Below are 12,906 nucleotides of genomic sequence, written 5' to 3' on the forward strand. Positions count from 1 at the left end.
CGGCGCCGTCTTGCGCTCGATCAGCGATAACAGTTCCTGTCTTTCTTTCTTCGCCAACTTCACTGGCGTTGCATGGCGGCCTCGACTCATCCCGCCATGATATCCGAGGCGATTATTTATTCAAGCTATTTACGGGATGTTGTACTAGGGCCATCCGGGCTACTGGCTTGAGTCGTCCGCCGGCGACGTCTCCGCTCACCCGTACTAGCGCGTGAGTCTGCCGCCCCTATGTTTCAGGGCTCCTCCGAAAATAAACGTCCCGGACTGTACGCCCCCGGACGGCACGTGTACAGAGCGCGAACTATACATAGAGGCAAGAAGGCGATACAGGTGCCCGAGACCGGCTCCGTGGGCGGGACCGACATTGCCGGCACACCAGCTTCGTACGGTGAAGGACAACAACCGGTCGCGAGGTATCTGTATCGTGCCGCAGCGGCTGCCTCACGCAATTCTGTGTGGGAAACGACGCCGTGGTGACGCCCCCGGCGTCGGCGCCACGCCCGGGTTCCGCTCCGCACATGGCATCATCCCTACACACCCACCCACCATGGCAATTGCCTTCAGCTGCAATCTGGCCGCAACACCACTCCCGCTCGTGCATCCGTGGCAACACACGGTGGGAAGTTGCCACGCCCCAGTCGCACTGCGCGCGGACTGGCAGAAGCAACTGCGCAGGGCACACCGCGAACTGGGCTTTCGCCACGTCCGCTTCCACGGCATCCTGTGCGACGACATGAGCACCGTGGTCTGCCGGGACGGCCAATGGCTCTACTCCTTTTTCAATGCCGACCAGATATTCGACTTTCTGCTGTCGATCGGCATGAGGCCGATTGTCGAACTGTCATTCATGCCCTCCGCCCTGGCGTCGGGCACGGAGACCGTGTTTCACTATCGTGCCAACATCACGCCGCCAAGAGACTACCGGGAGTGGGAGCAACTGATCCGGAAACTGGTGAGCCACTGGGTCGCGCGCTACGGTATCGAGGAGGTTTCCCTATGGCTGTTCGAGGTTTGGAACGAGCCAAACCTGCGCCTGTTCTGGACTGGCGGCCAGCAAGCCTACTTCAGGCTCTACCAGGCCACGGTCCATGCCATCAAGCATATCGATGAGCGCCTGCAGGTCGGCGGTCCCGCTACCGCACAAAATGCGTKGATCGACGACTTCATCGGCTATTGCGAGCAGAATGCGCTTGCGGCCGACTTCGTCAGCACGCACTACTACGCCACGGATGCATCTTCCCAGTTCGATGCAGCAGACACGATTTCCCAACTGGAACATGCCCCGGCAGACCTCATGCGGGAGCGGGCCCTCCAGGCAAACGCGCAGGCGCGCGGCCGCCCTCTCCTATATACCGAATGGAACATCACACCGAAGCAGCGCGATCCGCTGCACGACGAGGCGTTCGGCGCCGCGCTCGCGGTCCGGATTGCCTTGAGCGTGGACGGTCTTGTGGATGCGTATGGCTATTGGACGTTCTCCGATATCTTCGAGGAGAACGCCTTGCCGAATGCGCCCTTTCATGGCGGTTTCGGCTTGCTGACGCTGCATGGCATCGCCAAACCTGCCTACCGGGCATTTCAGTTGATGCAACGCCTTGGCCCGAGCCATCTTCCCATCGTMGGCAAGCATGAAACGGTCGCCGTCTGGGCAGGGAGTCTCAGTCCCGGCTGCMGTCCTTCCTCCAGCCTGTTGTTGCTMAACCAGGCAATGCCCCGGCACGCCATCCGAAGCGAGACGGCACAGATCAGGTTGTCAGGAGCGGCCGGGCGGAGTCCGCGTCGGGTAACGATCGCGCGCATCGATGCGGATCATTGCAACCCGCGGGCAGCGTGGCAAGCCCTGGGAGAACCGGAGTACTTGGGCGCCGAAGATATCGACCGGATCAGTGCGGCAGCGGCACTCACCGACGAAGCACATGCCTTCTCGCTCGACGGCGAAACGACCTTGATCGAGGTGGCCCTTCAGCCTCAGTCCMTGGCATCGTTGCGGATTGAATGGAGCGCGTAGTGAAAGAAGCCGCCTCCCGCTCGTGGCCCGGATGGAGGTGCTGTAGCTCGTAAGCGGCCTGCGCCGGGCGCACCTCAGTGACGGGATCCGCCACGACCCGCGCATGCAGGCCGGACCGCCGCCGGGAGTTGCCCAGCACAAACCTGGCACCGGCCTGTGCCAGGAGGAATCAACGGGGCGGCGCAACTCAACACGACGGCGTCGTCACCGCATGGATCCGGCGCCATCGCTGGTTTGGGGAGAGACAATTATGAAATCCGGCTACAACTCACCGCTTTACCTGCTACCGTTCGATCATCGCCAGTCCTACGTGGCCGACCTGTTCCGCTTCCATCCTCCGCTGACACCTGCGGAGCGCGATAGGGTGACCAGCAGCAAGCAKATCATCTATGATGGCTTCCGGKATGCAGTCKACAACGGGGTGCCGGCATCTTGCGCCGGYATCCTGGTCGATGAGGAATTCGGCGCCGGCATTCTTCATGACGCGACGGAGGGCGGCTACGTGACCGCGCTCTCTGTCGAGAAGAGTGGCCCGGCTGAATTCGAGTTCGAGTATGGCGAAGCATTCGCGGAGCACATTGAAGCGTTCAGGCCGACTTTCGCAAAGGCTCTGGTGCGCTATAACCCGGATAACGACGCCGCGCTCAATCTCCGGCAAACAACGCGCCTGAGGCAGCTTGCAGACTACTGCCGGCGTGCCGGGCAGCGCCTCATGTTCGAACTGCTGGTGCCGGCCACGATGGCGCAGATGGAGCGGGTCGGGATGGACAAGGATGCCTATGACCGGCGCACCCGCCCCGGCCTAATGCGCCAGGCGATCCGTACCCTGCAGGATGCCGGCATCGAACCGGATATCTGGAAGATCGAAGGGCTCGACTGGCGCGAGGATTACGAGCAACTGGTGGAGACCGTGCGGCGCAACGCACGGGATGACGTCGGCTGCATCGTGCTGGGACGCGGCGCCGAAGAGGCCAGGGTAACGGAATGGCTGGAAACCGCCGCGTCAGTGCCTGGCATGATTGGATTCGCGGTTGGGCGCACCACGTTCTGGGACGCCATCGTCAGCTACGAGACCGGGGAAATGACAGGGCAGGAAGCCGTTTCCCGTATCGCCCGGAACTATGCCAGATGGGTCGAGCTCTTTGAGCAGGCACGGGCGTCCCGTCATGCCGCGGCATACGGTTCCACCGAATCCACGACACCGAAGACGCCGTCATGATCGTCAGTCCTCTGGCCGGCAAGCCGGCGCCAAGGGCGATCCCGGTGGATATTCCCCGGCTCGTCACGGCCTGCTACACCGGCATGCCCGATCCTGCCGAAGCCTGGCGACGCGTGATATTCGGCGCTTCTCGCCATCAGGGCTCTTCCTTGGAAAGAAGCTTCAACGAGTGGCACATGCTAGCCATCAGCTAAGCGATCTACGAATACCGCGCCGGGAAACGCGCAAGCTGGCGCGCGAAGCTCGCGCGGGAAAGACCGTTGTCGGCAGCCAGATGATCGATCGGGTCGCCGAGCGCTGGGCCGGAGTCTTTCTGAGGTCCCTGTCGGTTTCAAGTGGTTCACCGATGGGCTGTGCAATGCGAGCCTGAGATTCTGCTGTGAAGAGAGCGCGGGTGCCTCCTTCCTGCGCCTTGACGGTTCTGTATGGACAACCGACAAGGACGGCCGCGCGGCAGGCCTGCTCTCGGCCGAAATCACGGCGCGCTCCGGGCGCGAACCTGGCGAGATCTTTCGCAAGCTCACCCATGAGCTGCGCAGCTCTGTGGCCACCCGGGTCGAGACGGCCGCAACGATAGCGCAGAGGAAGGTGCTGCCGATGCTCTCGCCGCAGCAGGTGAAATGCACGGAGCTCGCCGACGAGCGCATTCAGCGTGTCCTCATCCGAGCGCCCGGCAACGACGCGCCGATCGGCGGACTGAAGGTMATTGCCGAGAGAGGCTGGTTCGCCGTGAGRCCATCCGGTACGGAAGACATCGACAAGATCTACGTCGAGAGATTTCATGACAACGCGCACCTGCGGCGCATTACCAAGGAAGCGCAAGCGAGCGTCGAAGACGCGCTTGCAGACTGCAAGAGGCGTCCGCCCGCACGGTCAGTCCGAGGCACCGGGCGCCGTCTCGTTTGCAACCGACAGGGGAATCACCACCAGGCCGTGAATCGCACGCAGACCGGCCACCTGCTCGACAGGTCGATGCGTCTGGCCATCCTCTCCCAGAGCGATACTGTCGTGGGTTAAAACTTAGACCTGCAGGCCCATCACCGCTGGCGGGTGGATCGACTAACGCATGTAATCCGGGAAGATCCGCCGATCAGCGCAATGCATCCAGACCGKTCCCACAGGGCTCCCTTGGGAAATCTGAGCTCACGGATATCCTCCAGCCTGACGATGACTCCGCGCCCTCGGCGCGGGCAGGATCGCACAGTTGCTCACATCCGCGGACACTGAGCCCTGGAAAGAAGGCTGTCGAMCGCGGACCTTCCCGCCAGTTMGCCCGCCAGGACTGCCCAGCGGCGCGTAAATGGGCCGCCGTGCACCTTTACTCGGTACTCGGCCAGCGCTGGAAAGGCCGGTGGCAGCGAACTGCGCAGGCAGTACCAGGCCTCGAATATGTCCTGGGAACTTCCAACCATGTCAATCCAGATTTCGAAGCCGCGATACTCAACGGAATGTTGCATGGGGAACTCCGGCACGTTAGCGCCGGCAATGATCGGCGGCAGCTATTGAGGGCGCGCGCGCATAGCGGCAAGTTTGCTGCCGCTGGCGTCGGCAAACGGAGAGCGGCTCATGGCAGGCTGATACCGCCCGTATAGGCTACATCGTCATKGGACCATTGTCGGTACGCTACCGTACKGGTGCCGGTAACGCCTGTCGAAATTGCGATCGGACTCAATCAGGAGTGCATKGCACAGTATCGGCCCGGATACGAATTTTGTCGATCTTCTTCGGCATGTTCATGACTGTCGATGACTTGCTGAAGCCCGGTGGTTACATCGTGCCCACAAGCCAGTACGACTGCGTACCGACACTCTCGCCCGTAGCGCGCATCGTCTGCCCAACTGCATTGGGCCGCTCTACGGCGCAGTGCGGCTGCCCAAAGCGAGACGCGTCGCTTCACATGTCCGCCCCAAATCCGCGAGGACGAAAAAGCACTTACTACCGGGGCCCGGAGAGAAGACGGTCGAAGCCACGTGCAATGTGCTGTTCGCCAATTTCAGCGTGATCGTCCACCAGAATCACGGCGCCGTCAAAGGCAGCTTGAACCGGTCAATGCGGGCGATACCAGCATCTATTTGCGCTATGCCCGCAAGGTCATCAACGTGGCCGGCTACGGGCCTGGCCGCGGCGCAGGGGCAGGGGCAGGGGCAGGGGCAGCAGAAGCTGTACGAATTCGTGAAGCTGATGCAAGGCGCAGGCGTGTCGGTGAAGTTCGCCGTGCACCCGCTGGCCGGGCGCATGCCAGGCCAGACGGACGTACTGCTGGCGGAGGCCGGCGTGCCCTGCGACATGATCTTCCAGCTCGACGATGTCAATTCCGAGTTTACCGACGCCGACGTGGCGCCGGTGGTCGGCGCCAACGATGTGGTCAATCCCGCTGCCCGCACCGACAAGGCATCGCCGACCTTCGGCATGCCCATCCTCACGTCGACATGGCGAGGAAGGTCTACGTGGTCATCATCGCCATCTCGACCGCGGTCGGCATCGGGCCGGGCTTTAGCGATCGATCTGAACAAGGCTCTCTACTGGAGCGCGGTGATCAACAGCATGGTTTCCGCCCCGATCGTGGCGGCGATGGTGCTGATGGCCGCACGGGCCGACATCATGGGACCGTTCGTCATCGGCAAGGAGCTGAAGGTGCCGGGCTGGCTGGCCACCCGGCAGCCGTAGGCGCCATGTTCCTGACCTTGGGCGTGTAAAATCCCCCTACCGGCTAGACGGTCTTGAGCCGCGTCACCTTCGTGCCCTCCAGTGTGACACCGGCCATCAGCCCGCTGTTGGTAAGGACGAATGCCGTGACAGGCGCGGTAGCTGTATTGCTATCGATATTGCMGTTTGCGCCMACCTTCAACACCGCGACGGATGCATCGCCGCCCACGGCCCAGCCCTCGCTACTCGTGAACCGCTCTAGGGAGTCAGGTGTCATGAACAGGAAAACAAGCGCCTTCGACTGAGCTCCGATCTGCGGCCCGAACGAGGCAGTGGCGGTGCTGTAGTAGCCCACGGTGCTGCCGCCAACCCGCAAGGCGCCCTCCCCGTACTGGCCGCCAAACCAGAACCCGGCCGCGATCACCGAAGGAAATACCAGCACGCCGCGAGACTTGCCGACCAACTCGTGCGAGCCGTTGGCAGCGCTGTAGAGGCGCGTGAGGGTCGAGTCGATGCCGGTGTCGATCGTGCGTCGGTCTGCCGCCTGGCTACCCCCGGAAGCTGTCCCCGTCGTTGTGCAACCTGGCAGGGTAATGCCAATTGCCGCCACCGATCCGGTCGCAATCAGAATGAAATTTCGCCTTAGCATTTTGGTCTCCAGTGTCCGTATGCGAATCAAGCGTATGCCAGAGGCCGTGCAAATGCGGTACGACAGCGTACGGAAACACAAGGCGGATCACCGGATATGGCCATGCGGAAAGACAAATGCCGAAAGGAGGTATCCGTGTCCACCATCGTAGCGACCTTCCGGCGGATCGACGTCAGTATCCTGGTCAGGATCGACGTCCATTTAGACAGGATCTATCATGCAAAAGATTAGCTTCTCGGTGCGAAACCGCCGGCCAGCTCCGCCAAAATTTCCCGCGACGACGCAAGGCCAGACCTACCAGAGGGCCATGGACGAATCGCTGGAAATGAACTTCCCCGCGCGAGTGACCCGGCCGCTCCCAGCGCAGCCGCGAACGCCCATGAACAGATCAGCACCACACGTGACGACACTGACTGGTCACTCACCGCCGGCAGTGCACGCCAGCCCGCGATTCAGCGTGGAATCAGTCGCCGCTGATCATGCTCGGCAGCTACGTTATCACCGCGAAGTCCGCGAGGCCGAGCGGTGCGGGATTGGATGGCTCGAATCAGCCAGTTCCGGCGGTGTCCTCTTTCAGAGTACTTGATCAGATGCGACACGGATCGGCCGGCCCTGCCGAGTTGCTCCAGGATCGCCGGGTTCTCGAGTGTCCAGATGTCCTGCGTAATCTGCTCGTCCTTGGACGGCCGGCACGATGAATATCGCGTCCAGCAAGGGATCGACAAACACGCTGACGGCAGCGCCGGCGCCAAGTAGGATGTGATGCCTCATCTGTGGAGTGGGAACGTATGCGGGCGACGCGGCAAGAGCGGGGCGCCGATGGAGCCGCGCTATCGCCTCCACAGCCCTACATATCCCTTGTCGGCTGTATGGACCCTATCACGGGGACCACGGCCAGTAAGCGGCATGCGCAGCCCGCCAGCCTCCATCCACACCGCCCTCCCCGATCGCCATGCCGTCTGTACGATAGTGGACAAGCATGGGAAAGGCGCCAGGCAATGCGCCGGGCGCTCTCCCGCGGCGACGCCTCGTTCCCTGTCCGGTGCCGGACAGACACTGGCMGGCGTTCCGCATACAAATGGTACGCGATCGTACCGCCAACCCGCGAAGGGCGCGGCGAGATCATCGAACTGCCACTGAGATCACCCATGAAGCTCACTACGCTCATTCCAGCCGGCGACCACATTCGTCCTGCCCTCTGTTGCGCTTCTTTCCGTGCTTGCACTAGCCGGTCCGGCCGGAGCCATTACCGCCACGGACGCCCACGACTCGGCGCATGTGCTGAAGATCGCCAGGCACGACCGCATCGACACGCACATCGGTGACCTGCATACCAAGCTCCAGATTACGCGCTCCCAGGAAGTCCAGTGGCGGAAGGTCGCACAGGTAATACGAGACAACGCGAGCAAGATGGATTCGCTGCGGCTGGTGCGCGTCGATGGAGCCGGCAGCATGACAGCGGTCGGTGACCTAAAGTCCTATGGAGAGATAGCCGATGCGCATGCGGATGGCATCAGGAAGCTCACGCCCGCGTTCCTGGACCTGTACGACAGCATGTCGGACGTCCAGAGGAGKAACGCCGACCTGATCTTCCAGGACCGGCAGCATGTATMGAGAAAGAACTGATTACCGGGCCTGGACGTCCAGCTGCCCGAACATCTACGTAAATCGCTGACGTGGGATCAGGGCGCAGAGATGGCCCCACATGCGCACTTACAGCTCGATACAGGTCTGGCAATCTACTTCTACGACCCACAAAGCCCGTGGCAGCGCGGGACTGACGAGAACACAAATGGTCTGCTGCGGCAATACTTCCCCAAAGGCCGAACCACTTACGAGCGATTTGAGCATGTCACATCGGCAACGAACCACTCCGGATCCCCATGGCAAAACTGCGAATCGCTGAATTCATTCTCCACGACCTGGAGACCATCCTGGCACAGTGGGAAGCGTTTGCGGGTAGGCAATTGCCGGCGTCGGCGACTATGAACCCGCCGGCACTACGCGACCACGCTGAGCAAATTCTGCAGGCAGTCGCAAAGGATTTGTCTACTTTCCAATCCAGGATAATCCTGGCAGAAAAGTCGATGGGGCAGGCCCTTGAATTCATCGACGCCGCAGAAGCCGCCGCACAGACGCTTGCCCATTTTCGTTTGCGAAGCGGCTTCGACATCAACCAACTGGTGGCTGTGTACCGGGCTCTGCCAACAGCGGGCTGATGGCCGGCGTCACACTGGAAGGCACGAAGGTGACGAGGCCGAAGACGGTCTAGACGGAAGGGCGTAAGGGCGCGCCTCCCGCTGCGCGTTATGCGCGCATCGTCAGGAACATGGCGCTCACGGCTGCAGCCATCATCAGGGTGGCCAGCCAGCCCAGCACCTTCAGGCTCCTGCCGATGACGAACTGGCCCATGATGTCGGTTCGTGCGGCCATCAGCATCATCACGGCCATGATCGGCACGGAGACCACGCCGTTAATCACCGMGCTCCAGTAGAGCGCCTTGATCGGGTCGATCTTTGTGAAGCCCAGCCCGACGCCGATCGCGATCGAGATAGCGATGATGCCGTAGAATCGCTTGGCTTGCATCGGCGTGCGCTCTAGGCTGTTTCGCCATTTGAAGGCACCCGCCATGGCATAGGCGGACGAGCCGCCCAGCACAGGGATCGCCAGCAGGCCAGTACCAATGATGCCGGCGCTGAACAGCATGAAGGCAAACTCGCCAGCAATCGGGCGCAGCGCCAGTGCCGCCTGCGCCGACGTTTGGATATCGTTCACGCCATGCAGGTTGAGCGTAACCGCCGTGGTMAGGATGATGAAGAAGGCAACCAGGTTCGAGAAGGCCATGCCGATGCAGGTATCGATCTTGATGCGCCTGAGGTTGGGGCCGGCTTGCGCGGGCGCTTCTATCAACGGCCGCGCCCGTGTATCGGCCAGTTGGTCCTCGACTTCCTGCGACGCCTGCCAGAAGAATAGGTAGGGGCTGATGGTGGTGCCGAAGAGCGCCACCACGGTGGTAATGTATTCGGGCTTCCAGGACATGCGCGGCGCCAGTGTTTTTGCCATGACCTGCGGCCAAGGGATATGCACGACGAATACCGTGGCCACGTAGGCCAGCAAGGCGAGCGTGAGCCACTTCAGCAAGCGGACGTAGCGCCGGTAGGGGATGAATAGCTGCAACAGAAGGGAAACCAGGCCGAACGCCACCGCGTAGAGCTGTGCGGAGCCACCGACGATGAGCCTCAGTGCTTCGCCCATGGCCGAGACATCTGCCGCGATGTTGATCGTATTGGCCACCAGCACGAGGCTGRCCACGCCGTAGAGCAGCCACGCCGGATAGTGCCGCCGGATGTTGGTGGCCAGCCCGTGGCCGCTCAMTCGCCCAATCCTCGCGCTGACTACCTGGATGCCGACCATCAGCGGATAGGTGAAGAGCACCGTCCACAGCATGCTAAAGCCGAACTGCGCGCCCGCCTGTGAATAGGTGGCGATACCGCTTKGATCATCGTCGGCGGCGCCGGTGATCAGTCCCGGGCCGAGCTTGCCGAGCCAGAATCCTGCCGAGCCATTGGCCGACTCATCGGCCGAAACTTTGGCGATCGTTTCTATGTCGGGCACCATCGTCTCCGCAATGCACCGTTTCAGGAGAGCATGTACATGTTCTGGCGCCCGATGACGTAGCGGTTCCTGGCGAGTTCGAGGATCTGGTCGTGGTGCCGGTCGAAGGCCGCCAGCACTTCGGGCTCGGCTGGGCCCATTGCCGGGTCAAGATTCKCGAGCACTGCGGCGTTGACAAGAATGCGACTTCGCGTGCGTTGTCGTAGCCCAAGAACCACACAGTGCTTGGCTGCATCGTAGCTGCGGCTCGGGTTGAGAAAACTCAGTGCCATGTTGTGCCTCGATTAACCGGGCACTGTCGTGCCCGAAAAGTTGTTGCCCAAGGTGCCGGAACAATTGGTAGGCCTGGGGAGGAAACGCCACGGCGGCGTGGAGAAACCCTAATTCGCTTGTTGGCCGCTTACACGCGCTATAGCGCCTTGGTGAAAATCCAGTACGGAGCTACTGCGTGAAGGTATCGTCGCTAAGATCCGCTATCTGCTTGCTCTGCGGATTAAATTGACCGGGTTGGGCGGTTTTGCGGGCCTCGTCGGGTTGTTCGGGCCGACGCCTTGCAGGTGCTAACGGATGCGGTGTCGGAGCTGGAGGTGCGTGGGAAAAATGCATAAATGCCTTGTCGATATCGAAGATGTTTGCTCTKCTCCGCGCCGGGCGCCCCGGCGCGGGCATCGACTTACCTGAGCCCGATCCGTGATCGGCTTAGCGGCCTTCAGCGCGGCACGATGACCACGGTACCGTCTGTCGCGACGCCTCTGGCGCCGGGCGTGCCGGCGTTACCCCTTGCTCCCGTGTTTCCGGTAGCCCCTGTGCTGCCGGTAGCGCCCGTGTACCCCGTGGCACCGGTATCGCCTGTTGCGCCGGTGTATCCTGTTGCGCCGGTGTCACCTGTTGCGCCGGTGTCACCTGTTGCCCCGGTGCGCCCTGTCGCGCCGACGTATCCGGTGTTACCGGTATTGCCCGTTGCACCTTGTGGTCCGGCCGGCCCTGTACATGCTATGACGGCGAGTGTCATCAATGCTGAGACAATTAGTTGTGCGTATTTCATGACGGTTCCTTCCACGTTGCTGACTTGAACCGCCCGCGGGTTTGCGGGCAATCTTCCAGACTGGATTATTTTCAGGCGGCAACAAGGTGCGCCGGGCGTCTCGATCCGAGGGGGCGCCGCCAACCGTGCCTTCGCGCGCCGTTMCGAACACTTTGGCGCGCTGCCATCCGCTGCGATACTAATCCGGATCTGACGCAATGTCGGTACGCTAACGGGCATGCATTGCGGACCGGCATGCCTGCGCGGGCAGTGGCGAGATTCACCCGAGCCGCMCCCCACCGCGGTCCGTCGGGGCAGACAAAGTGCTCATATAATCACTCAAATGCCATTGAAGCGAACAGGTGAAAGCCCATTTCGCAGTGGGCCCTGCTAACGGAGGCGCGAGCGGAAGTAGCGTTGCGGACAGACCKCAGTCGAAGGCGATTGCCATGGCGGATGGTGCTTAAGGCTGACGCCGCACACGGGGCGGATCCAGGCGCGCCGCTGGCGCCGTGGGCGTCACGACGGCATCGTTTCCCGTGCGGAACCGCGTGAGACGGTCGCTGCGGCAAGCTACGGATTCTTCCTGAACCGCTTTTGTCCTTCGCCGCACGAGGCGGGCGTGCTGGCAATGCAGTTCCAGCCCCCGGAGGCGGCCACGACCTCCTTGCATCGCACACGATTGCGCAGGATCTCCTTCAGCATTCTTAGTGCGCTCTCAAAGCGGGCCGCCCCAGTGATACGGAAGACCGCATCCGCATTGCGCTCTGCGCCCCCGGCATGCTGTCGTAGAGCCCGCGGAACGCGGATGCGAGCTTGCGGATGCCTTCGGCATGCGCCTGGGCAATCGCGCCTCAGCCATTGAGGTCGGCGAAAGTCGTCGTATCTCTGGCACTGCTGCTGTTACCTACGTAGCGCCGTTGTAGCCGGGGCGCGTAGCTCCAGTAACGCTGCCGCGATGGCAGTTCGCAGTGCGATCCGGACGATGCCCGCGCGCCTTGCGCTCTCGGCAGGGCGTTCCAGGCTTCGGTAGTGTCCGGCACCGGACAGACGCGTCGCCGGAACCCGCGCACATATGGATTACGACCGGCGCCGCCGCGCCCCTCCGAGGCTCTCCGGCCCGCTCACTGACGGATCCGGATCGTTCAGTCTAAATCGATCAAATAACCAGGAGGTAGCCATGCATCGAGATCTAAATGTCGGTGACCATCGACTTTCGATCCAGGCCGAGCAAAAGCCCGACCCCTGGCGGCCAGCCGAAGTACTCGGATACGCTGTGCACTATTCGATCATCCGTACCGATGGGCGTCCTGTGAGGCCGAACTTCCAGATAGTGGAGTCATACGAACTCATTGATGGCACCTATCTCTTTCCCACGAGCGAGGCTGCGCTTGACTATGGCGAGGCCAAGGCGCGGGAGGATATCTCGACGTTATAKGGAGCCGGGCTTTCTTAGATGATGGCCGGCAAGTTCAGCAGGCCAAGCAACTCATCAGGCTTTCGCTGCTCCAGCGTCAAGGGGTTCACGCTCGCACACACTGCAAAAATAGCCGCCCTGCCACAGCAATGCGCCATTCTCGGCACGCCCATTCGTGTTCTGCGCTGGGTAATTGAATCCACCTGAAGCGCGACAACCGGAGGTCGCACGTGTAGGTGCATTGCAGCTAAATTTGCCACCCGGCGCTGTGTTTCCGACGCCGCCTCAAGCAATTTTTACCTATATGGCGCGCTTCCGCTGCCATGAA

At 61.9% G+C, this 12,906-nt stretch carries 11 protein-coding genes and 2 pseudogenes; 9 read left to right on the top strand and 4 right to left on the bottom strand.

Going from position 1 to position 12,906, the window contains the following annotated elements:
• Positions 1–547 precede the first annotated feature (547 nt).
• From AC1DKV_RS33945 to AC1DKV_RS33960, 4 genes and pseudogenes are all read left to right on the top strand, one after another.
• Positions 548–2,008: a GH39 family glycosyl hydrolase gene (locus tag AC1DKV_RS33945; protein ID WP_477139069.1), complete on the top strand. Its 1,461-nt coding sequence runs from the start codon at positions 548–550 to the stop codon at positions 2,006–2,008.
• Between the two features lie 250 nt (positions 2,009–2,258).
• Positions 2,259–3,227, top strand: coding sequence for a 2-deoxy-5-keto-D-gluconate 6-phosphate aldolase domain-containing protein (locus AC1DKV_RS33950; RefSeq protein ID WP_477139070.1), 969 nt, complete (start codon positions 2,259–2,261; stop codon positions 3,225–3,227).
• On the top strand, positions 3,224–3,421 hold the full coding sequence (locus AC1DKV_RS33955; RefSeq protein WP_441622520.1) for a hypothetical protein: 198 nt from the start codon (positions 3,224–3,226) through the stop codon (positions 3,419–3,421). Before AC1DKV_RS33950 ends, AC1DKV_RS33955 begins: the two co-directional genes overlap by 4 nt.
• 157 nt (positions 3,422–3,578) lie before the next feature.
• A pseudogene (locus AC1DKV_RS33960) lies at positions 3,579–3,983 on the top strand (alpha-D-glucose phosphate-specific phosphoglucomutase); the annotation flags it as partial.
• Between the two features lie 117 nt (positions 3,984–4,100).
• Here AC1DKV_RS33960 and AC1DKV_RS33965 read toward each other — a convergent pair.
• The gene (locus AC1DKV_RS33965) at positions 4,101–4,229 is read right to left on the bottom strand and encodes a hypothetical protein (RefSeq protein WP_441622581.1); all 129 of its coding nucleotides are present in this window, start codon (positions 4,227–4,229) and stop codon (positions 4,101–4,103) included.
• A gap of 975 nt (positions 4,230–5,204) precedes the next feature.
• On the opposite strand from AC1DKV_RS33965, the gene AC1DKV_RS33970 reads away from it, so the two are divergent.
• Complete coding sequence (locus AC1DKV_RS33970; RefSeq protein ID WP_441622524.1) at positions 5,205–5,894, top strand: NAD(P)(+) transhydrogenase (Re/Si-specific) subunit beta; 690 nt, start codon at positions 5,205–5,207, stop codon at positions 5,892–5,894.
• A 43-nt stretch (positions 5,895–5,937) separates the two neighbouring features.
• Here the strand turns inward: AC1DKV_RS33970 and AC1DKV_RS33975 are convergent, their stop codons facing one another.
• The gene (locus AC1DKV_RS33975) at positions 5,938–6,522 is read right to left on the bottom strand and encodes a BPSL1445 family SYLF domain-containing lipoprotein (protein WP_477139071.1); all 585 of its coding nucleotides are present in this window, start codon (positions 6,520–6,522) and stop codon (positions 5,938–5,940) included.
• A gap of 1,278 nt (positions 6,523–7,800) precedes the next feature.
• Between AC1DKV_RS33975 and AC1DKV_RS33980 the strand changes: the two genes are divergently transcribed.
• The 3 genes and pseudogenes from AC1DKV_RS33980 (at position 7,801) to AC1DKV_RS33990 (ending at position 8,741) form a co-directional block, all read left to right on the top strand.
• Complete coding sequence (locus AC1DKV_RS33980; protein WP_477139072.1) at positions 7,801–8,148, top strand: Spy/CpxP family protein refolding chaperone; 348 nt, start codon at positions 7,801–7,803, stop codon at positions 8,146–8,148.
• 21 nt (positions 8,149–8,169) lie between these two features.
• Positions 8,170–8,511 (top strand): annotated as a pseudogene (locus tag AC1DKV_RS33985) (IS30 family transposase); the annotation flags it as partial.
• Positions 8,406–8,741 (top strand): hypothetical protein, encoded by a 336-nt coding sequence (locus tag AC1DKV_RS33990; RefSeq protein WP_441622530.1) that lies wholly within the window; start codon positions 8,406–8,408, stop codon positions 8,739–8,741. The pseudogene AC1DKV_RS33985 and the gene AC1DKV_RS33990, both read left to right, overlap by 106 nt.
• A gap of 88 nt (positions 8,742–8,829) precedes the next feature.
• Here AC1DKV_RS33990 and AC1DKV_RS33995 read toward each other — a convergent pair whose 3' ends face one another.
• Positions 8,830–10,140: an NRAMP family divalent metal transporter gene (locus tag AC1DKV_RS33995; RefSeq protein WP_477139073.1), complete on the bottom strand. Its 1,311-nt coding sequence runs from the start codon at positions 10,138–10,140 to the stop codon at positions 8,830–8,832.
• Positions 10,141–10,160: 20 nt separating this feature from the next.
• A complete protein-coding gene (locus AC1DKV_RS34000) occupies positions 10,161–10,409 on the bottom strand; it encodes a DUF1488 family protein (protein ID WP_477139074.1) in 249 nt (82 codons plus the stop codon).
• Positions 10,410–12,341: 1,932 nt separating this feature from the next.
• On the opposite strand from AC1DKV_RS34000, the gene AC1DKV_RS34005 reads away from it, so the two are divergent.
• Positions 12,342–12,617 carry a hypothetical protein gene (locus AC1DKV_RS34005; protein ID WP_477139075.1) on the top strand — a complete coding sequence of 92 codons (276 nt, stop codon included), beginning with the start codon at positions 12,342–12,344 and terminating at the stop codon, positions 12,615–12,617.
• Positions 12,618–12,906: the final 289 nt, after the last annotated feature.

Source organism: Cupriavidus sp. 05T41, from assembly GCF_056396525.1.